The organism is uncultured Ruminococcus sp., assembly GCA_902785355.1.
Classification (GTDB): Bacteria; Bacillota; Clostridia; order Oscillospirales; family Acutalibacteraceae; genus Ruminococcoides.
Map to the genome: position 1 here is coordinate 1 of CACZYF010000043.1, position 21096 is coordinate 21096.

General features: G+C 50.6%; 13 protein-coding genes. 1 reads left to right on the forward strand and 12 read right to left on the reverse strand.

Annotated features, from left to right (window positions below; all coding sequences use genetic code 11):
- Window positions 1-74: 74 nt before the first annotated feature.
- Together R2I50_RS09035 and R2I50_RS09040 are read right to left on the reverse strand one after the other, a co-directional pair.
- A complete protein-coding gene (locus R2I50_RS09035; protein ID WP_316608821.1) occupies window positions 75-995 on the reverse strand; it encodes a tyrosine-type recombinase/integrase in 921 nt (306 codons plus the stop codon).
- Window positions 996-1082: 87 nt separating this feature from the next.
- Entirely contained in the window at window positions 1083-2312 is a 1230-nt protein-coding gene (locus R2I50_RS09040) for a tyrosine-type recombinase/integrase (protein WP_316608822.1), read from the reverse strand.
- 273 nt (window positions 2313-2585) lie between these two features.
- Here R2I50_RS09040 and R2I50_RS09045 point away from each other — a divergent pair, with 273 nt between their 5' ends.
- Window positions 2586-3734: a dockerin type I repeat-containing protein gene (locus R2I50_RS09045; RefSeq protein WP_316608823.1), complete on the forward strand. Its 1149-nt coding sequence runs from the start codon at window positions 2586-2588 to the stop codon at window positions 3732-3734.
- Between the two features lie 66 nt (window positions 3735-3800).
- Here R2I50_RS09045 and R2I50_RS09050 read toward each other — a convergent pair whose 3' ends face one another.
- The 10 genes from R2I50_RS09050 to R2I50_RS09095 form a co-directional block, all read right to left on the reverse strand.
- Window positions 3801-4016, reverse strand: a complete 216-nt coding sequence (locus R2I50_RS09050; protein WP_316608824.1) for a hypothetical protein — start codon at window positions 4014-4016, stop codon at window positions 3801-3803.
- Entirely contained in the window at window positions 3982-5292 is a 1311-nt protein-coding gene (gene mobP3 / locus R2I50_RS09055) for a MobP3 family relaxase (RefSeq protein ID WP_316608825.1), read from the reverse strand. Before mobP3 ends, R2I50_RS09050 begins: the two co-directional genes overlap by 35 nt.
- Window positions 5285-5710 carry a ribbon-helix-helix domain-containing protein gene (locus tag R2I50_RS09060; RefSeq protein ID WP_316608826.1) on the reverse strand — a complete coding sequence of 142 codons (426 nt, stop codon included), beginning with the start codon at window positions 5708-5710 and terminating at the stop codon, window positions 5285-5287. Before R2I50_RS09060 ends, mobP3 begins: the two co-directional genes overlap by 8 nt.
- A 284-nt stretch (window positions 5711-5994) precedes the next feature.
- On the reverse strand, window positions 5995-7020 hold the full coding sequence (locus R2I50_RS09065; RefSeq protein ID WP_316608827.1) for an AAA family ATPase: 1026 nt from the start codon (window positions 7018-7020) through the stop codon (window positions 5995-5997).
- A gap of 194 nt (window positions 7021-7214) precedes the next feature.
- Window positions 7215-7841, reverse strand: a complete 627-nt coding sequence (locus R2I50_RS09070) for a S24 family peptidase (RefSeq protein ID WP_316608828.1) — start codon at window positions 7839-7841, stop codon at window positions 7215-7217.
- 284 nt (window positions 7842-8125) lie between these two features.
- Window positions 8126-8401: a DUF6809 family protein gene (locus R2I50_RS09075; RefSeq protein WP_316608829.1), complete on the reverse strand. Its 276-nt coding sequence runs from the start codon at window positions 8399-8401 to the stop codon at window positions 8126-8128.
- 105 nt (window positions 8402-8506) lie between these two features.
- Window positions 8507-9421, reverse strand: a complete 915-nt coding sequence (locus tag R2I50_RS09080; RefSeq protein WP_316608830.1) for a leucine-rich repeat protein — start codon at window positions 9419-9421, stop codon at window positions 8507-8509.
- A gap of 4 nt (window positions 9422-9425) precedes the next feature.
- The gene (locus R2I50_RS09085) at window positions 9426-9584 is read right to left on the reverse strand and encodes a hypothetical protein (protein ID WP_316608831.1); all 159 of its coding nucleotides are present in this window, start codon (window positions 9582-9584) and stop codon (window positions 9426-9428) included.
- Window positions 9584-20863: a hypothetical protein gene (locus R2I50_RS09090; protein ID WP_316608832.1), complete on the reverse strand. Its 11280-nt coding sequence runs from the start codon at window positions 20861-20863 to the stop codon at window positions 9584-9586. Before R2I50_RS09090 ends, R2I50_RS09085 begins: the two co-directional genes overlap by 1 nt.
- A gap of 25 nt (window positions 20864-20888) precedes the next feature.
- Window positions 20889-21096, reverse strand: a 208-nt coding sequence (locus R2I50_RS09095) for a helix-turn-helix domain-containing protein (protein ID WP_316608833.1), incomplete at its 5' end; no start/stop codon positions are given.

Consider the following 21096-nt stretch of genomic DNA (forward strand, 5'->3'; position numbering starts at 1 on the left):
CGCTTATAATGTTGACAAGGGGCTTAAGCCCCTGAATAATATTTTTTGCTCTATTTTACACCGCGATTTAGAGTTTACACAGAATTTGGGACTGACCCGTCGGGCTTTACCACTCCGTTGATCAGCGTCGTCGCAAAAGTGTGCCGAAGCGCGTGCAGACCTCGGATATCGGTAAAACCCGCTGATTTTTGCAGTCGCTGAAAGCGTCTGAATAAATAGATAGGCTTAGTAAAGCCGCCGTTCTCGTCGGGAACCAAGGGACTGTCCGTCCCGAACCAGCGTTCTTTCCTAAGCCTGTTGATCATATCTAATGCTGTATTGTTCAGCGGTATATCTCTGACGCTCGTCGATGTTTTCGGCAAGCCGACGCAGATCTCCTGACCGCTCAGTTTCTTCATCCCTTTTCTTCTGCTGAACTCCTTGACCGACCTTCTGACGTGCAGGATCCTTTCATTTATGTCGATATCGCTGTTCAAGAGTCCGCACAACTCACCCCGGCGCAATCCAGTATTCAGTATCAGGAAATACACGCCGGGCTGAGTATGCTTTTGTTTACCGTTCTTGTAGATGTAGAAGGCTTCCTTTCTGAGCCGTTCGATTTCCTCTGCGGTAAAGACCGTTACCGCTTCATTCGACGGTTTGTATTCCTTTCCTTGGGCGTCCATGTAATGCGCTTTCTTCATCATCTCCACACAGTTTACGGGATTGAACTCTATGATACCGTTCTGTTCCAGATAGCGGAAGTATTCAGCAAGGAGCAGATATGTCTTTCTCGCCGTCGAGTAGGATAAACCGCTTACCATCACATCGTTGATGGTATTCTGGATATCCTCGATAGAGATTTTGCCGATCGGTATGTCGCCGAGCTTCGGATAGATCTGAGAGATCGCCGTCACCTCCAACCTGTCGTAGGAAGTCCTTTGCAGCGCAGGATACTTGAATGCCTCCAGCCATTCCTGCATACTGTCTTTTAGCTTTCGCTTATCCTCTTTCATTCGGTCGACCCACCTTCTTCCTGTCGGTAGTACAAGACAATACCACAAGATTTCCGATAAGTCTATCCTTTTTTGCAAGAATCTTAATTATAGGTTGAAGGCGTCGGTCAGACCTTCCAGCTTCGTATTGTCCTTCTTGACGTAATACAGCTCGGTGATCTCGGTCGTGGTGTGACCGAGGAGATCTGCTACCTGTTTTACAGTCAGGCTTTTGATCGTACCGTCGGGCTGTTTGATACCGTTGATCAAGGTAGTTGCGAAGGTATGTCGTAATGCGTGTAGACCTTTCAATTCTTCTTCGGGAATACCTGCTGCTGTCTGTAGTCGGTAAAATCGTCGGAGGAGATTGATCGGCTTGATGAAGTCCCCCTTCTCATTCGGTATGAGAGGGAAATCCTCGCCGAGATACACTTCCTCTCTCAGCTTCTTTATCATCTCGATCGCTGTGTTATTCAGAGGAACATCTCTCACGCTGGTGGCGCTTTTCGGAGGGCCGACCTTTGTTTCCTGACCCTTTGCTCTGTCCACGCCATCCCTGCGGTAATACTCTTTCACCGCTCTGCGAACATGGAGCACCCTATGCTCTAAGTCGATATCACTGTTGAGTAGACCGCATACCTCACCTCGTCTGAGTCCTGTATTCAACATAAGGAAGTAGACGGCAGATTGCTTGTATAAGGGCTTACCGTTGCCGAAACGCTTGAACGCTTCCGCTTTGAGCAGTTCTATTTCCTCGGGAGAAAAGACCGTCACAAGCTCATTCTGCGGCTTGTTTTCGATGCCTTGGGCGGAGAGATAATTTGCTTTCTTGATCATTTCGACATTTCGCATCGGGTTCTTTTCGATGAGATCTTCTCTCTCAAGGTAACGGTAGAACTCGCTGAGCAGGAGATATGCCTTCTTGCACGTTGAGTATGACTTACCGTTCATCATGATAATGTTGAGCACCTTCTTGATATCCGCGCCCGTAATATCTCTGACGATCTTCTTTCCAAGGTAGGGATAGATCTGATGCTCGGCAGTTACCTCATATCTGTCATAGGTCGTCCGCTGCAAGGACGGATACTTGAACACCTCCAGCCAATTCTGCATACTCTCTTTTAAGGACTTGGTGCTTGCGTTATCTGCAACGATCTCCGGCTTATCATAGAAGTGTTCGATGTAGCTCTTGATTCTCTCTTTGACTTCCTTCTGGGTGTCGGCAGAGAAGGACTTTCGCTTTCTCTCTCCGTGCTCGTCCATATACCAGACAGAACCGTTCCATCTTCCGTTCTTATTCTTGCTTGTTGTTCCGTTTGTCAGCAGTTTTCGTTCCATAAGCTAACCTCCTTTTTGCAAGTAAACACAATACCACGCTTCATTCGAAATATCCAGTTACAAAAGGCTTTCCCGCCCCTCGTTTTCTTTGTTTCGGTGCTCAATTTTTGACACGGCTGAAAAAGTGGTAAACCTCCGCAGATTCAGTTATCCGTATAAAAAAAACCTGCAAAATTCATTGTCTAACTTGCATATATTCTGCCTTCATCTTTCTACTTGTAAAACCTCCGAGCATAAGCTAAAATACACCAAACCGAAAAGGAGGTTTCTGTTATGAAAATCAAATCTGTTTTGTCTTTATCACTCTGTATGGCGATGATGATGTCTGTATCTGTTCGTGCTGAGAGCAGAATACTCGGCGATGTCGACGGTGACGGTGAGATCAGTATCACCGACGCGACGGTTATCCAGCGATACACGGTCGGGATCAAAACGCCTGTCGCCGTTACTTCTTCTGTCGCGGATATCGACGGCGATCATTCTGTGACCGTGATGGACGCTTCGCACCTGCAACGATGGATGGTGAACGTATCAGACAGCTATCCGATCTCAAAGCCTGTCGTTGAACCGTCACCGACCGATCGGTATGTTACGGTAGAAGGCGTCACATTCGATTTGAAGAAGGTTCCGTCGAAAATCACTCTTACAGATAAAAGCATAACCTTGATGCTGATACCCAAGAGTGAGATCGATCCCCACGATATCACGACAGTGGTCAATAACGGTCACTACCGAAACACTATCAACTACACTGACAGCCGTTTCAAGGAAAGTTACCTGATCGAACAGGAGAAAGGAATTCTCCATGGCTATGACTGCGAAGTGACCGACAGAGAGGATAATCCGCTCGCGTATGTGTACGCGCACAACAGGAGCGGATTGTACTTTCCTTTTCAGACGACGATCAGCTGTATCCGAGAAGCACACGGAAGTTTCCCGATCGAGCTGTACTACAAGGGCGAACTGATCCGTCGAGTGAATATCAAGGTCGACGTTGATCATGCTCCCGATGATATTGAAAAGACATTGAGCGTTGTTCGGTCGGCTGAGAAAGCATGCTGGACTTCGTCCATGACCGACAGAGAAAAGATGAAAGCCTTCGCCGAATACATTCGGGATCACTACACATATGATCAGATCATGTGCGTTGAGGGAGCAGTCATGTCCGCATTCGCCGCCAGAGATCTGGGACTTGAATCCATGCTCCTCTATCCCGGCGGTGAAGCAACCCAGCACTGTGACCGCCATATCGTTACATATAATCTGTATGCCAATACAGCCGTTCCTGGCGGTCACTGCGCTTGCTATGCCAATACAGCCGTTCCTGGCGGTCACTGCGCTTGCCTGGTCGAGTACAATGACTGTACCATGCGCTATGATGTGCAGGGTGAGCTGTGTATCATCAAGGATTACAAACCGTAATCACAAGCCAATTTTGCCGTCCTTCGGGACGGCTTTTCTATTTTCACCCAGTTAATCCGGACTGTGCTACATCGACTGACCCCAGCCTTGGCTTTCACCTTCACCTTCGTCATAAACCTCATCCAAATCTTCGTCATCCATATTCTCGGCTTCATATCGAGCGTAGGATTGATCGATATTTAAGTTATCGATGTTTGTTGTCGTGGGCTCCTCTTCTTCCGTCTGTTCATCGAGCGAGAGCAGGTAGTCAAGCATGGAGAGTATCCCTTCCACAGCTTCCATCTTTTTGTCCGTGAGCGAGCTTTTTCTCTCGAATCTTTTCACGCTCCTTGCTGTCGGCAAGGGGCATTTTCGCGTTCAGATCACTCAGCTTTTTCTGAGCGCTTTGCGCGATCGTTCTTGCCAAACTCGAGATAAGAAAGCCAAACCGAACGGCATTCAAGTTATTCTCCTGACTGAAATCCATGCTCAGCGCCGTCTTGATTATCAGGTTCTTCAGTGACCGAAACTCTATGTTCCTCTCGATCGGTACAGGCGGTTCTTCCTTCGGATCATAATACAGACTCAGCTTCTCTCGATTGATCTCAATCCATTTGTCATAGAGCGCCTTCATCCGAGGTTCAGAAGCGAGTTCATGGAGCGCAAAGTCCACCAGCTTTTTCACTTTTCTCGGCAGATAACCGTAGAGTCTTTTACCTTTTTGTTCCTGAACTTCCTTCTGAATCCGCTGTAGAATTTGCAGATAATAATCTGTATTCGGGAGGTTTCTGTGAGCCTGAACATCCTCCATAAGCGCCATCAATTCCTGTTTCAGATCGTTGCGGTAACCTGTTTCGATCTTCGCAAGACGGTATTGCTCACCGCGAAAGATATCTTGACCGAATGCTCTCCTCAGCTGTCGGATTCCTTTCTCGGACAGGTATCCTTCTGCTCCCGTGGAGTACACGATCAGATGAATATGAGGATGGTGCGTCGTGTTATGAAAGGCTGCGTACCAGTGCAGATCCTTCGGCTGAATACGGTGAGCACGAGCAATCTCGTTCATATTCCTGCGGACAAGATTCTTCCATGCTTCAGCGTTATTATAATGCAAACGTTCGGCGTCTTCTCTCCGTAAACTCACGACTTCCGTCCAGATAATACCGTTGTGTTCGGAGACATTTTTGGCGACATCATCGAGATCAATCGGCAGATCAAACTGAGAAAAAAGACCGTGCTTGCCGAGCTTTTCCACGCCCGGACGCTGTGAAATATATCCGACCAAGCCCTTCAATTCATCCGCGCAATCGGCGTATCTTTCGGCGACAGCGTCGAGAAACTCATGCGCGTTTTGACGTGTCGGGAGCATTTTATAGTCGGTATATTCGAGGAAGGTCTTGCTCTGGGGGAAGTGATTCGTGACTGATTTGATCAGCCTGACCTGACTTAACGAGGCGAGATCGTACTCTCTTGCGCTCGGCAGCTTTTCTACACTTTCACGGGTACCCATGTATTTAATCAGGTTTTTGACGCCTTTTGCGTTCTTTTTGAAGCGGCAAGAGACGATGATTTTAGCCATTCACATCACCGAACACATCGTGTTCATCCAAATATTTTTGAGTATCTTCCAGATCAAGCGTGCCGTTATGCTCGGCAACGATCCGTTTGGAAGTGCGGTCGAGGTAGTCCAAAGCTTGATCTGACAGCTCACTTTGGTATGCAGTGAGGATATTGCTTTTGCAAACCTCCACCGCCATCTTGAAGATCATCTCGCTCATCTTGGCCTCAAATCTGGACAGGATCAGCTTGATATTCTGATTGATCAGCGGAGAAATATAATTGACGTTTTCATTCATATCGATATATCCGAGATAATACTCGACCGCTTCACGGACGAAACTGCTCCGAGAATAGCCTTCATTTTCTTTGATAAAGTTGTCCATACTTTCGATTTGATCCCTTGTAAAAATGATCGGAACCTTCTTGCTTTCTTCCATTTATTTCCTCCCAAAAACACTTTATTCATATAAACCGAGGATGTCTTTTCGTAACCGTATATTTATACTCAGAAAACCGCTCAACGGTCGGCTCTGCCGTCCGATGTCTTTCGCGAGCAATCCACCTAAAGGATTGCTCGCTTTTATCTACTCCTCCGTAAGCGCGTTCACAACGAGCTTCAAATCTTTGTGAATAACTCCAAATGCGATCAGATGATCCGCTCCGAAATACGGGGACGGTATTGACCGGGACGATAACACCCCTATGTTGAGAAGCCGCATATCTATGCGCTTTTTGGCGTGTTTATGGTGTGGAGAAAAATATCGTCCCCATCGTCCCCGTGTTCTGAATGCGAGTACACCAAGGTCAAAATCCTCGTATGATTTTTCTTCTCACGGGTGAATTCAACGCCCGCTTTTTGGAGCTCGTTTTCATATTTTCCGAGCTTTCTGGAGAGGACATTGCTTTCGATTTTCAACCCTAAAGTGGTACACAAATCCGATGCCGTTCCCTCAAAAATCTCTTCCCGTTTGAGGTAAGACAGCAGGCTGAGCATGGCGCCGTCGTTCATAAAACCGTCGCTTTCAAGACTGCTTTTACCCAAACAATTCCACCTGAAATTTTCAAACTGAATGGTCAAAACCCTCTCGGGAATATCTCTTCCGCGCATATAAAGCTTTGCAAAATCCGAGCAGGAATCGTCCGTTTTCATCACGTAAATGTTGTCCGCGGCGCCGGTGATTCCGGTCGAACCCGACACCGTATTGAACGGATCTTTGTCCGATTTCTTTCTCGTATGATGAACGCAAACGATTGAGATCCCGCGCCTTTCGGCGAGCCGTTTGAGGATCGAGATCACCTTGTAATCACCCGCGTACATATCGCCCTTGGCTTTGCGAACCTTTTGCAGCGTATCGATCACCACCAGCGAGGTGTCGGGGTGTTTGTCGATGAAGGATTCGATCTGCTTGGTCAGATCACCCGCAAGATTATCCGCCATCACAGCGAAGTGAAGATTTGCCGGAGCGGTGTCCGTCAGCTTCACCATTCGGTCTCTGATCCTGTTCGGACTGTCCTCCAGACAGAGATACAGCACGGTGCTCTTCTCGGTATCAAAACCGAAGAACGTTTCGCCCTTCGCCACCTTGATACAGAGATCAAGCATCATCCAAGACTTGCCGACCTTCGCCTGACCCGCGAGGATATTCAGCCCTTGGGAGAGGAAATCCTTGACGACAAACCTCACGGGAGGGAGCTCCATCTGCATCAATTCTTCGCCGGAATAAGTGATCATTTCTTTCTTTTTCATTCTAAAAATCTACCTTCTTTCGTTTGAAATATGTAACTGATTTTTAATATGTATTCGTTTGTTCCGACGTTATGTAACTGATATGATTTGTCAATTATCAAGGGACTTGTTGGAAAGAAAAATCCCATATCAGAAGAGGCACTGTGTGAGCGCCTTTCTGATACAGGATGCTGTCATCTTCAACTAAATACCGATTATTCACTCACACTAAAAATCATATTAACTTGTGTGTCACGCAAAACCGCGACGCCCTGGATCTGCAGATTCTCGGGATAGATATCAGGATAGGTCTCTTTATCCTCGTTGCAGGAGCGGAGGATATACCGTCCGTCCTCTTTGATAAGTTGCTTCAAGTTGTTCTTGCCTTCGTATAAAGCGACAACATAATCGCCGTCATTCGCGCCCTTTTGCTGTCTGACAATGACGTAATCTCCGGGGTGGATTCCGGCATCGATCATGGATTCACCCTTTGCAATCAGCGCGAAGAAGTTGCCTTTGCCGACGATGCTCTCGGGCATACGGATATATTCTATGACGGTTTCTTCTTCCTCTTGACCTTCGCCGCAGGCGACATAACCGAGGACTTTCATGTACTTTGAAGGGCTTTCCATCTCAGTCTGCGCGGTACTGATATTTCTTCTGCCGTTGTATACGATCTCACCGCGCTCTTTCATATCTGTCAGACAGCGGTGAACGGTAGAAACAGAAATACCCGTTCCTGCCGTAATATCTCTGACAGACGGATACTTGCTTTGCTCCGCATAGTACTGGTTGACATAGTCGTAAATGATAGAATACCATTCGGGATTTCTTCGTGCCATAAGATGACCTCCATCAAGATAGAAACGTGGTGTTTCAATGATGGTAACAGTATAACATCGGAGTGAGCATTTGTCAATAGTTTTAGAAACAAAATATTTCTATTTGTTTCAACTCGTCCATTTTCTTTGTTATTGCGTAGTATTTTTTGTCACGCTCTCAGACGTAAATCCCTCTCACAAATGCTCACAAATCTTCTGTGTCAGGTTTTGATTCTTAATCCGAGGTCTGTATTGGCAGAGGAAGAATATCCCGACAAACGCGAACAGCGGGGATGACTAACGTATCATCCCCGCTGCGGTGTATCTGTATATATTTCTGTTGTTATCTTCACTCCGAGCTTGAAGCCTTCGATGTAGGCGTCCTTCTCAGACAGAGCGATCAAGGATAGCTGGCAGTTCTCGATCTGCTCCAGCTTTTCTTTCTGTTGCTCAGTCGTAAGCATTGATCGGAGTTCATCGAGAAGCTTTGTCATCTCCGATAACTTCTTCTTGGTATCCCTGCTCTGCTTGTACTCGCTCGGATTGATATTCCCGAAGTAGAAGTTCTCTAATGTAGTCATCGTATCACGCTCCTTACAAGCACAACACAATACCACAACTTTACAAAAAGTCAAGAAAAAAGATAAGTCGGGCGGACAAGCGTGTCTACCCGACATTTTTTATGTTTATTCTTCTGTTATCATTTCGTTGATTGGATGAGGTACTTCCATGCCAACCAGAAAACGCTGGATGTAAGTCGCGTCGGTGATATCCAAGCCGTCGGCAGAAACGTCTCCGACCAAATCAACGCGATCGGGATCGGGAACAGCCATGAAAATCAAACGCCGTTGGATCAGCGTCGCGTCGACAATCTCGACCTCACCGTTACCGTCGGTATCGCCGAGCACATTGCAGATCGCAAAATGCACGGTTGCTTCGCCCTCATATTCGCCTGCACCCGTCACCGTCACGGTCGCTGTCCCTGCGGTCTGATTATCTGTGTAAGCAATGGTATAATCCGTTTCGGGATCGAGGATCACATCGTCCAGCGTCGCCGTCACAGCCGGAAAATGCTCTGTTCCGTCATAGCGGAACGCTTTTTCATCAAGCGTCACTAATGCAGTGGAGATATCCGTTTTCGGGACGGGAACATCGAGCAGGATGTAGGGTATCTCATGCTCCTCGGCATAGGTCTGAGCCGCTGAATCCGTGTAGCAGGAGATCGTAACGTTCGGGCTGTTCCAGAAGGCGTTGTCGGCGATCGTATCGCACCAGCGCGGAATCGTCACGCTTTGCAGATCGGGATTATCGGCAAAGGCGAATTCTCCGATAGAAATTACCGTATCTGGCATGGTAACGCGCCTGATATAGCTGTTGGAGAAGAAGGCATAGTCGCCGACGCCTACAACAGGTGTGCTCAGCACAAAGGTGGGCACGTCGATATCCTCCGTCGTGAGGAAGCAGTCGGTGATGACCGCGTTGCCGAAGCTGTTTTTCTCGAAGGTATAGATACCATCGCTGAACAGCGTTGCGGCAAACGCGGTGATCGTACCGGAAAGGAAGATGACAAACACTGCTGTCAGTGATATGATCTTTTTCATCAGCTCAGCCCCCTGTCAGCCACGGATCTTCATCTACAGGCGGCAGAGTCGCAGGCTCATCTACATTGATTCGCCCTTCCTCGTCGTTGTTGCTATAAAGAATCACATCAGTCAGGAGGAGCTTGACGAAATCGATTTCGGGTTTTTCATATTTCTTTTTCATCATTGATCCTCCTTCGCGGGTACTTCATCGGGCGTAGCGGGTGCAGAGCCGGTCGCTGCCGAGGATATATCGCTCTTGGAGTTGCCGATATCGTAGAAGCAGAAGTAGACGGGTGCGCTGAGCTCCATCGTCTGAGTGCCGACATTATAAACGTAGTAGTAAGCGCGCATGACCAGCTTTCGATAGATCGGCACGTTGGGAACCGACAGACTCTTATCGACGCGGTTCTTGTTGTTGTAGCTCACGTTATTGACAGCGTAGTACAGATAACGGGTATCGCCTGAGGTAGTTGAAGCATTACCCGAAAGCAGCATTGTTTTAGCGTCGTCTGCTTTGAGAACGCTGTCCGCGCCGTAAAGTGCCTTTGCCGCGTTCATCTCTTCATCGCTGACCGTCGCGCCGGTGACGTCCTCTTTATTCAGGAGCGCCGTCCTGTTCTGCTCAATGATCAGACCTGTCTTGTACTCGTCGGACGTCTTTTCGCTCAGCAGCAGACCGTTCTGCTCCATATAAGCGAGGATAAAGTCGGCGTAGAGCGTGTCGCTCGTCTTGCCGCTTTCATCGGTCGTCTGCTCGCGGGTGAACACGGGATCGCTGATGGAAACGAGGTTGACCGCAGCCTTGTACTTTGCCGTGACGACGATATTGCCGGTCACACGGAGATTGAATGCGGCGCTGTAGCAGCGGGCGATCTCATTGCCCGTATCCTTGGAGGTGACCTCCCAGTAGGTAAAGTCGTTTTCTCCGTGCTTCGCGGGTGCGGTCACAAAGCTGCCCTCGGGCTTGACTAGAGAGTTCAGCGGAACCTGCTCGACCGTCTGCGTGGTCAGCTCGCCTTGATCGTTAAAATAGACGAACTCTACGGAATACTGATGGTAAGGCTGATCCGCCGTGATATCGACGGTATTTTCAGCGTCCTTATTATAGGCAACATGCTTTACGTAGCCGTCAAATACCCACTTGCAATCCTTGTACAGGTCGCTGACAGCAGGCGCGTTATCCATCAGGACGCCGATGGCAGGATGATTGTTTTCATCCAGCTGGGAGCCCTTCAGGCTGACGGTCGTGGTATAGGTCTTGTCCACCGCGCCGGTCTCGCCGTCATAGTAGCCGCCGTTTTCGTCAGAGGTATCCGCCCTGCCCTTGTAGTGGTAGCGGAGAGTAAAATCTGTCACGTCGGGAACGTAGACGATCTTGACGAGGATAACGCCGGAGTCGGGGCTGCCGGAAGCCCCGAAAGCGATCTCATAGGTCGACTCATTATAGAGTAGCTGTTCCTGATTCTCTCCGTAGGTGATCGTGTAGGAGCCGACCTTGTAGTCCTTGGGGAAGGTCGTGCTGTCGGGTACGACATAAAGACGTGAGCCTTTGACGAGAGTCGCCTCGTCGGTATAGACCCTGTTTTCATCGCTTACGCCATCAGGATTCATGGTAAAGGAACAAACGTTCTCGCCCTGATGCAGAAGCGGATTCTGTTCGTTGTCATTCGTCGCGCTAACATTCACCTTGACCGTATCGCAGGGAACGATCAGTGGATCGCCGTTTTCGTCCTTTTCATCGGCAGATTGGATATACTGCTCCACAACGAGCTGGGCGGTCTTGACCTCGACGTCTCCAATCAGCTGTACAAAGAGGTAGAGATCGTTTCTGACCTGATCCTCTTTCAGCAGCAGGGTCGTATCCCCGTCGTCAGTCACGCTGATGGTGTAGGCGTTGTTGAGTATCTCGCCGTCGCTGTAGATCGGGAGCATCGTGGTGCGGTCGTTGCCGAGCAGGATGCTCTTGACCTCATAATTCTTTATGACCGTCGAACCATCCACGATACTCTCGTAGGTCTGCGGCTTAACGGTGATCAGCTGACGCGAGGAATGATCGACCATCATGCTCTTGGAGTAGTCGGTCTTTTGGATCAGGGTCGTGACATTGGAGCCGTCGGTCACGACGCTCGAAAGATTCTCGACCGTGATCTCCGCCTTTGGCGCCGACGCCTCGTTGGTGGTGGTGATACGGATCGCAGGGCGGTAGTAATAGATCTTGATCTGCACCTCGTTGGAGGATATCCGCTGGTTGAAACTGTTTCCGATCGTGCCGGATGAAGTGGTCGATCCGCCGACGATGTACTCGTACTTTTCGGGGATAAAGCCGTCCTTCGGGGTCAGGGTGAAATTGATATTGTCGTCGACGTTACAGGTGAAAAAGCCCTCTGCTCCTGTGATGGTCGCGACGTCCTTTTTCTGAGTGCTGTTATACAGTACAGCGGTCGCCTCCTGAGAAGGCTCATACTTGTTGTAGTCGATCCTCTCATATTGAGATACGATGACTGTTGCGGGCTTCTCGGGATCGGGAGTCACAGGCGTAGGATCAGAGACCCAGCGCCACCAGATATCGAAGTATACGGAGTTATCCACGGGGTAATTATAATGATCCGAATTACTTCTGTCATCGCTCGGATTGATCTGATAATACCAGTAATACTGCACTGAGCCGTCGGGGTTCGTCACCGCGCGGTAGCTGTCGCTGAATTTACTCCGGATATCCTGCCTTGTATGCTCAGCGGCGGCTTGATTGTAGTCGCGGAAATACGTCTCATACGGATAGACCTTTTCCTTTGGCTGATCGGTCACGACGACCAAGTACGCGGGACCCTTCTTGGTCTTATAACTCTCGTCCAGTCGGGTATAGCCATACGAGGTGACAGGGGTCGCCTGTACGCCCGCGTCGCCGATACGGAACTTGTCGGCTGCCGTGCCGGTATAGACCAGATAGACATTGCCGGGGTTGCCGTGACTGTAGACGTAGACGTCGATGTTATCGACCTCGGTGTAGACGACGTACTGCTTATCGGGCTGCATGGTGTAATCGGTGAAGTTATAGCTCGAGGCGGTGCCGCCGTTCAGCGTAACCGTAACCTTGCGATATTGAGAATCAAAGTTCGTGTTCAGTCCGTTCACCGTGTAACCTAACGGGAATTCATAGAGATGCAGCTTCACGACCTTGCCGGGTTGGATATGCTCCTGATCCACAGTAAAGCTAGTGAATACAGAGCCGTAAGCGACCGTGTTGGAGCCGGACTCATAGTCGCGCCATGAATTGGTGCTCCTGCCGAATACCATGTTTGAAGTGAAGTTCGGGTCAGTACCGCGGTTCTCGCCGTGGAGGGTAGTGATGCTGTAGTTATGGGTCTCGGCATCCACATTTTCGGGCTCATCGCCGTAGTGGTTGTTTTTCTGATCGATAAAGGTAATGGTAGAAGCGGGGACGAGCTTGACGTCATAGGTATAGGTCTCGTTGCCGGAGATATAGAGCTTCTCCCAGTTCGCGTAGGTCTGGTCACTGTAATAGCGGTAGCCGGTGGTACTGCCGTCGCTGATTTTCGCCATGTTCACGATCGGGACATACATCTTGCCGTCCTTATAGTTTTGGATGCCGCAGCCGAAATCACTGCCTGCGATGACCTCGATCTTGTAGTAGCCGTCCTCATGCGTTAAGGGTGATTCAGTAAGATGAGAATAGCTGTCAACAAAGCCGCCGTGGGTAGAGGTATCCTCCCTCTTAAAGGTCTTGCTCTTGTAGCTTGTCGGCTGAACGGGATCGGTCAGGTCGTTGATCAGCTTGACGTCCTTGCCGTTGCGCTCGATCGCGAGGTTGTAGGAGCTCAGCCAGATATCGCCTAGCTCGACGCCCTGATGCCATGTCGTGCCGTCGTCAGTATACTGAATCCTGAAATAGACGGTGGCGCTGTTCTTGATCTCATAGGTGATGTGGACGTCCAGGTCATACAGAGCGCTCATCGGACGGTTGAAGTGATAGATCTTCACGTCGCCGTCGCCGTCCTCGACCGTATAGTCGGTGAGCTGATGTCCCGCCTGAGAGAAGGCGACCTCGCTGACGCGGTAGTTGCTTTGCGGAGTGATCGTGAAGGTCAAGCCGGTGGTACCGGCGACGCACTTCGCCTCCGAGTAAATAGCGGAGTAACCGTTGCTCGTCGTGTAATAGGTAGAGCTGTTCTCGATGTTCGGGCTGATGACGGTGAACGGGATATCGCCCGTCTGCGCCGGATTACCGTCCACACGCACAGTGCCGTAGTTCTGACTCAGGATAGAGCCGTCGGTCTCCTTATAGTCGGAGGTGATCTTGATGGACTGCGCCGGAGTGATATAGATCTTGATGTCGTAATCGCTCGCAAAGGTGGAGTCGATCTTCGCGTTGGTGTTGATATCCACACGCATGAAGCGCTTAGTATTATCGCTCGGGTCGGTCACGTAGGATACTCTGCTGACCGTCGCACTCGTGAAGCCGCCCGAGGACAGCACGCGGCTGACCACATAATTTCCCGAGTCGGGAAGCTGAGCATAAACAGAAACCGTTGTCCCCTGGATCGCGGATACGGTACGCTTGGCTGGGTCGGATGTGATCGTGAACTCGTTGGTGGTGTAGTTGCCCTCGCTCGCCATCGTTACGAAGGCAAAGTTGTTGACGGGATTCGCGGAATGGACACTGACATAGCTGCCCGTCTCGCTCGGAACGCCGTTCGGCTCACTGTTTTGGTCGCCGTAATGACCGCTGGTGTCGGCGGTGTAGACCGACACATTGACCTTCTTCATCTTGGCGATGTAGACGCTGATCTCGCCGTCGCGTCCGGTGGTCAGGTTAGCAATGGTACAATTCGCGTAGTTGCGTCCCACGAAATCATTACCGCCGGCATCGTGGATGGTTTTCGTTTCGGGAGAGACCTTGGAGGAAGCGTCGGAGAGCGGCGTACCCTCGCGGAGCTTGACGTCCGCGACAATGTATTCAGAGTAAACTGCGTTATTTGACGGTATCTCCGTCGTGATCGTGAGCGCTGTCTTGGGGCTAACCTCGACGCTCTGCTCGCTGTGGGTTGAAAAGCTGTTCACACTCTCGCTGTTCAGCGTGAAAGCGTACAGATCGTCCTGCGGTACGCCGGTAACGGTGACCGTGATGTTAGAGTCGGTATTCAGCGTAGAAGTGCTGCCGGTACCAGGATTCATCATATAGACCTTAACGTCGAGGTGCTGCTGGGCGGCATAGACGATATCAAGATAGATCTGATCGCCGTATTTCACCGAATAATCGGACAGCGTGTAGGTGCTTGTTTCACTGTTAGCGGTATAGGTGATCTCATGCTCACGCTCCGCGTTGCTGTAGAAATGCACGCTCTCGATCTTTCTGGAGCCGATGGGCGTGATCTTGACCCTCGGCTTTGCGCCGAGCTTCACGCGGACGGTATCGGTCGTCTCCTTATAATCGCCGCTGTCAAGAGTGACAGGCGCGCCGGAGGCGCCGGTCGTGATGGTGACGTTATCCTTATAGGCGTAGTTTGAGCCGCAGTAAGCCGGAGCGAGGTACTTGCCTGTCTGACTGTCGGCGTCATCAATATATACGTTGCCGAAATTGCCCTGCGCGGTCAGCGGACTGAGCTGGTGCACGGTCAGGACGGTCTCGGGAGCGTAGTAGATGTTGATCTCCCAGTCTGCCGCCTTGGCGAGGTCACGCCAGTCGGAGGTATAAACCTCAAAGTAATTGTCATAGGAATACCCCTCGCTGAGCTTGAGCAGACCGTTGTCAGTCAGCGGTATTGAGTTATCCGCGGAGCTTTTTGCCGTATAGGTAATATGGTCAAACATATACCCGCTCTTTGGCGTCAAGGTAACGTTCACTCCGTTCTGAGAGGAATAGCCCTTGTAAATGTACATCAGGCGGCTGTCGGAGGCGGAGGTCACATCGTAGGTGTGGGTATATACGTTATCGCTGATCGACCTGTTGATGATGCTGTAATAGTCGCTTGTACTGTCGAGCGTATAGGTGCGCTGGGTCGAGCGCTCGTCGGAGCTTGTATTGTAGTGCGGCACAACATGGGCGGTGAACTCATTATCCGATACTGACGTTGTGGTACCGTTTTTGTCCAGCACATACTGGTTGATCTTGATGGGGACATAGACCGGCAGGGCGCTGAACGTCACTGCCATACCCTTCGCCTTATCCGCGGCAGGGAGCGTCAGCGTAAAGCTCGCCGTCTGGAATGCGCCGTAAGAATCCGTATTGTTCTGGGTGAAAGCGGAAACATAGGTGTTCAGCGTATTCTGTGTGCAGTCCACGGGGATGATCTGACCCTTGAAAATGCGGAACTTGGCGTAATTCTCCGTCCCGTCATACGAGGTCAGGGTGTAGACCAGATTCTGATTATAGAAGGTGTTTTTGATATTGTTGCCGCTGAGACCGCCGACGGTCACGGTCGCGGAATAGGTATCGTTCACGCCCCTTAGGATACCGTTGAAGTCATTCTTTTCCAGACTCACTATCGTCTGATTGGGGTTGGCGGAATAGCCGTCGTCATACAGGAACGCGCCGCTAAGACTCTGGTAAGGATCCCAGTCGCCGTTTTTATAGGTCGGGTCGATCGTCCACTTGAAGGGTGCGTAGATATCGCTGAGCTTGACGTAGGTGACGTTGATCTCCCACGCGACCGCCTGATTGTACTGTCTATTGTTATTATACGCCTCATAATAGCCGGTTTCTTTATTGAGCCTCAAGGAGGGCTGGTGGTAGATTACCGTCTCGCCGTCTTTATTTTTGGCGACAAGCTCGATCTTGCCGAGCATATAGCCGGCAGGCACATGCGGGGTGACATGAATATGCGGCTGGGTGACGATCGGCATCAGCATCCAGCGCTTGTCCTGAGCGTCAGTGACGGTATAGCCGTCCTTGCTCACGCAGTACTGCGTCGCGTCGGTGGTGATCAGGTCGTAGTAATCGGTCACGCCCTCGGCGGTGAACGCCTTGTTCACAAGCATGCTGTCGCGCACGGTATTGATAGACGCGTCAAAATTGTCACTATAGACAGAATTGTCTCTGTACCAGATAGTGTTGGAATAATCCGAGATCGTCACCGACATGCTATCGTTAAGGGTCAGCTCCTCGCCCGCCTCATTTACCGCCTTCTGATTGACGGTGATCGGCACATATGACTCCATGACGTCATAGTCGACCGCCAGACCCTCGTTCGGGATATCGAGGTTGAAGGTGATATTCTCAACCACGCCTTCCGAGTTGTCTACCCAGGTCGTCGCAAAGTCGGAGATATAGCGGCTGATCCTGCTCTCGCCGCTGATGTAGATCAGCCGATCCTCAAAGATGCGGAACTTGCCCAGCACCTCGCCGGTATCATAGTTTTTCAGCGTAAAGACGAGGTTGACCCAGTAGAGGGTATCGGCAAAATAGACCGAGCCGCCGCTGATGTTGGATGCGGAGCCGTTGCCGATCTTGACCGCTACGGTATTTTTCGCGTTGCTGTCGGACTTTTTATCGTTCTTGATCTGTACGTCGATGGTATCGGGTTTACTCGGCGAACGGGTCACATCCTTGGTCTTAGCTTCATAGCTGGAGACATTATCCTCCTGAAATTTCGCCGTCAGGAGCGTGACAGGCCAGTTGTCGCTGGCGCCGTAGGTATCACGCGAACGCGTCCACTTGAAATTGACAAAATCTTCCACGTCCTTCTTGTAGTTGACATAGATGACGATTTTGTCGGCGGCGATATAGTTGGAGTTCCACGAATCGGTGCTGCCGTATTCCATCCATGTGGTGCCGGTCTCAGAGATATTATTGCCGCGCATATTATCGTGGTGACCGAAGCCGGAGACAAACTTCTGATCGGTCTTTGTTTCTTTTGTTCTGATCGTCTCGTTGGTACGGCTTTTGACCTCATAGTACAAGCTGTCATAATAATAGCCGTCCGCGCCGCGCGGTTTGACGTTCAAGCCGTAGTAATAATAGCCCTTCGCCATCCACGACTTGGTGCTCGCGCCCGCGGCGTTGTGCGCATTGACAAAGCCGTCGCTCGCCGTCAACTGAGAGTAATAGTCCGCAGTATCATTGACGTAAAAATACTTATTGGCAGAGTAGTCGGTTTCGTAGGAAGTAGTATATTTATACTGTGTGATCTCGCTCGTGAAAGCGTCCGTTGCCTGCCCGATCACATTCCCGTCGTCGTCCAGAATCTGCTGGACGATCTCGACCGGGATGTAGGTGTACATCGGGGTGAAGGTGACCTGCATGCCGCTTTGGGGCACAGTCAGGTCAAAGGTCAGCCCCTCGCACACGCCGTAGGTATTTTCAACCGTAGAGACGGTCTTATTGGACACATACTGATCCAGCGTTGTCTGATCGCAGTCAACAGGGATGATATCGTCATGATACACTCTGAACTTGGCGTAAACAGAATTATCGGAAGGGTTCGTCAGGTTGTAAACGAGGTTGGTATTATAGAACGCCGAAACAGGCGAGTTATCGCCGCCGAGCGTGACGGTAACCTTCTCGTCGCCCTCATTCTGATAATTCACCACGCCGTCAAAGTTCGTGTTGGTGACAGTATAGGTACTGGACACGGGGCTCGCGAGCCTGCCGGTGATGGTCGTCAGGGGCTTTGCGTTCGCGTTTATGTCCGCGCCGGCGACGGTCGTATCGATATCCCACTTGAAGGGACGGTACTCATACTGTCCCTCGGTCGGGTCGATATCGGTATCGTTGAAGTAGATATCGAGCGAGGTGGTGGAGGCATTGTTGTAGCGATAGTACTCTGCCGTCGTCATGTTGATCACGCCGTCCACGGCTTGGAACGGCACCTTGACGTAAGCGCCGTTCTCATCCTGATAGGTCAGCACCGCGAGGCGGAGCTTGCGGGCGGTCGTACCGTCGCTGAGCTTATCGCTTCCGGTGTATTCAATCTTATAAGAGCCGTTGGAGCTGATATAATAATCCGACGTGCTGTCGGTACTGCTGGTTAAAGTGATCGCGTCCTTGCTTGATCCGTTGCTTTGTCTGAAAAATCCCTTAGGAGTACCGGTACCCTCCAATTTCACCGTGCCTGTACGGGGATTATCAGAATCGGTGATTACATTGATCTGCGTCTTAGTATGAGAGTAATACGCCTTCACGTCGATGTAGATACCGCCGTGATAATCTTTCAGTCCGGTGACCGTCGCAATGTTATTGCTGTTATTGGTGATATTGGAATAAGTGATATTGAACCGAGCAGTGACGTCGGTATCGGTCTTTTCACCGTTTTCATCCAACGCATAGATCTTGATTTCTTTAAATAGTACCCTGTCGTTATAGGAGCTGGCATATTGAATATCGATCCTGTCATAGTCGGCGCCGTCGAAGTCAGCGTAATAGCCCTCGAAGCTGTCCGCGGCAGACGCCTGTGAGATAACGGTAGTCATTTCGGTTTTCGCGCTGTCCAGGAAGGCATAATAAGAATTGTTGCTGCTGTTCTTTGCCGTCAGACAGGTTGCGGCCGCGCTGTCAACATCCGCTTTATCGTTCAGAAAGCTGACGCTGCCCTTGATGTGGTTATAATCCAGCTTCTTGTAGGTGATGACGACCGTTCCTCTTGCGTTGATGAAATCCGTATGATCCGTATCCAGCTTAACGCTGCTATAACCGCCTCTCGGCTGACCTACCGGATTATTCGTACAAAAGCTGCTGATATCCAGCTCGGTGCCGTTTTCGCTATACACCTTGACGTCGCTGATATATGAGAACGGTGTGATATAAAAATCATAGTTGTTCGCGGGATAATACATCGCGTGCTGGCATCCGTCGAGGAAGCTGTCGTAGCCGGAATAAGAGCGTCTGCCGATGTAATTGCCGTCGGGGAAAGAGTCGCTGTAGGTTCCTGTGCCGTCATAGAGCAGATAACGGTTGATATATCCGTGGGCGGAGGGATCATCCGTATAGCTGTTACCCACCGTGGACTCGTGACTCGCGTCACCCTTGACAACAAAGTTCGCGACGTGCATGGTTTTACTGCCGTAGTCCGCCAGCGTGCCGGTGAACGGCGCGCCGTAGGTCACGTCGATGGTGATATCGCCGGTAACATTCTGCAGCTCAAAGTAGCCGAACACGCCGGTCTTGGTGCTCTCGAGGAAGTACTGATAATACTTCTGACCACCGAAGAACTCCTGCGTCAGATCTGCTCCGCCCGCCGTGACCTTGACAGCCGTCACGCTGACGACGTTCGCCGAGGTATCGCGCGAATCCTTGACGTTGAAAGTCGGGGTATAATCTGCGGTCGGGATCGTAAAGGTGTATGAACCGCCGTCCGCGATCTTTGACGATTGAGTCGGGGTATCACTCGACGTATCTGCGTAATACTCGATCGTCTGATAATTCGCGTTGTCAAAGCCGTCGGGATAATGTGCTTTGACGGTAACGGTGTAATCAGTGCCGTCCGAGGGCTCGGCAGGTGTATAGGTCGTATCGGAAAAGTAGAAATACACCTTAGCGCGGCTGCTGGTCTCACGCGGAAGATATTCGGGTAGGGTGAAGGTAAGGCTGTTGTTCTCGGCAGTATAGGTCCGGATCACACTGCTGCCGTCCTGCGCCTTATAGATCAGCTGCGCCATGCGCAGATTTTTGTCCGAGCCGTTGTAGGTCGCGGTATAGTTTGCGCCGGACGCAATGCGGATGTTCTCGGTCGAGCCGCTGTAGGTCTGGCTTTGGTAGTAATAGCGTGTACCCGTTCCCGGAGCAATGCAGCCGTATTCATTCGTCGTAATGGTAATGCTGCCGCTGTTGGTTGAATTCTCAGCGTTCACAAAGACGATATCGGTATAGGAATCGCGCACGTATGACTGCGCTTCGATATAAATATCGCCGGTGTAGGTATTCAGCCCGTCGATATAACCGTAGCCGTCGGTAGTGTCGTCTACTGCCCCGTTTACTGAGCTGGCGATAGCGTCCGTATAGCTGACCGTAAAAGAGCTTGTGATCTCCTCACCCTTGACGTCGCCGTCAAGCAGCTGATAGATATGGATGGAATCTCTCTTGATCGTCTCATTAACTCCGGCATGATTGCGCCGCAGCATGAGACGGAAATCCACAGAGTTATCCATATAGCCCGTCACGGTACCGCCCGCGCTGTGCGTCAGCTCAGCTGAAAAGGAGCCCGTCAAAGAGCTCGAAAGTGCGCTGACGGACGAAGCGCCACGTCCCGTGCCGCCGGCAACAATGCTTCGGAAGCCGTAATTAAAGCTACCTGAGGACTCCTCATTGAGGTTTGTAATCTTACCGATGAACCGCTTGCGAGCGGGGGTATCCTCTCCTGTCGCGGCGATATCGTTGTCCGCCGCGGTGGGCGAAAGGTCAAAGGTGCTGACAGCGAAAGCGGTGGTCGACATCAGGATCGTCAGTACCAGTACCAGCGATATGACGGAAAAGCTGCCGCGCTTCAGCATACGGAATGGGTTGTGCATAATGTTCCTCCTTTTGTTGTTCGATCTATATCCGATCACCGTTGTTCGTTTCGGCGATCTTATTCTGTCTGTGCCTGCGGCGGTACTCCAGCGGGGTCATGCCGTAGTATTGCTTAAAAAGTTTAGTGAACTTCGTCTGCATCGCGTAGCCGACGCGGTCGGATATATCGCCGACCTTCATGTTGGTCTCCACCAGCCTGTCCGCTGCCCACTCCATGCGCACCTTGATCTGA

Excerpts from the sequence above, each read along its gene's own strand:
- R2I50_RS09045 (WP_316608823.1), top strand. The coding sequence starts at position 2,586 with ATGAAAATCAAATCTGTTTTGTCTTTATCACTCTGTATGGCGATGATG.
- R2I50_RS09070 (WP_316608828.1), bottom strand. The coding sequence starts at position 7,841 with ATGGCACGAAGAAATCCCGAATGGTATTCTATCATTTACGACTATGTC.
- R2I50_RS09090 (WP_316608832.1), bottom strand. The coding sequence starts at position 20,863 with ATGCACAACCCATTCCGTATGCTGAAGCGCGGCAGCTTTTCCGTCATA.
- R2I50_RS09085 (WP_316608831.1), bottom strand. The coding sequence starts at position 9,584 with ATGAAAAAGAAATATGAAAAACCCGAAATCGATTTCGTCAAGCTCCTC.
- R2I50_RS09050 (WP_316608824.1), bottom strand. The coding sequence starts at position 4,016 with ATGGAAGCTGTGGAAGGGATACTCTCCATGCTTGACTACCTGCTCTCG.
- R2I50_RS09040 (WP_316608822.1), bottom strand. The coding sequence starts at position 2,312 with ATGGAACGAAAACTGCTGACAAACGGAACAACAAGCAAGAATAAGAAC.
- mobP3 (WP_316608825.1), bottom strand. The coding sequence starts at position 5,292 with ATGGCTAAAATCATCGTCTCTTGCCGCTTCAAAAAGAACGCAAAAGGC.
- R2I50_RS09075 (WP_316608829.1), bottom strand. The coding sequence starts at position 8,401 with ATGACTACATTAGAGAACTTCTACTTCGGGAATATCAATCCGAGCGAG.
- R2I50_RS09065 (WP_316608827.1), bottom strand. The coding sequence starts at position 7,020 with ATGAAAAAGAAAGAAATGATCACTTATTCCGGCGAAGAATTGATGCAG.
- R2I50_RS09060 (WP_316608826.1), bottom strand. The coding sequence starts at position 5,710 with ATGGAAGAAAGCAAGAAGGTTCCGATCATTTTTACAAGGGATCAAATC.
- R2I50_RS09080 (WP_316608830.1), bottom strand. The coding sequence starts at position 9,421 with ATGAAAAAGATCATATCACTGACAGCAGTGTTTGTCATCTTCCTTTCC.
- R2I50_RS09035 (WP_316608821.1), bottom strand. The coding sequence starts at position 995 with ATGAAAGAGGATAAGCGAAAGCTAAAAGACAGTATGCAGGAATGGCTG.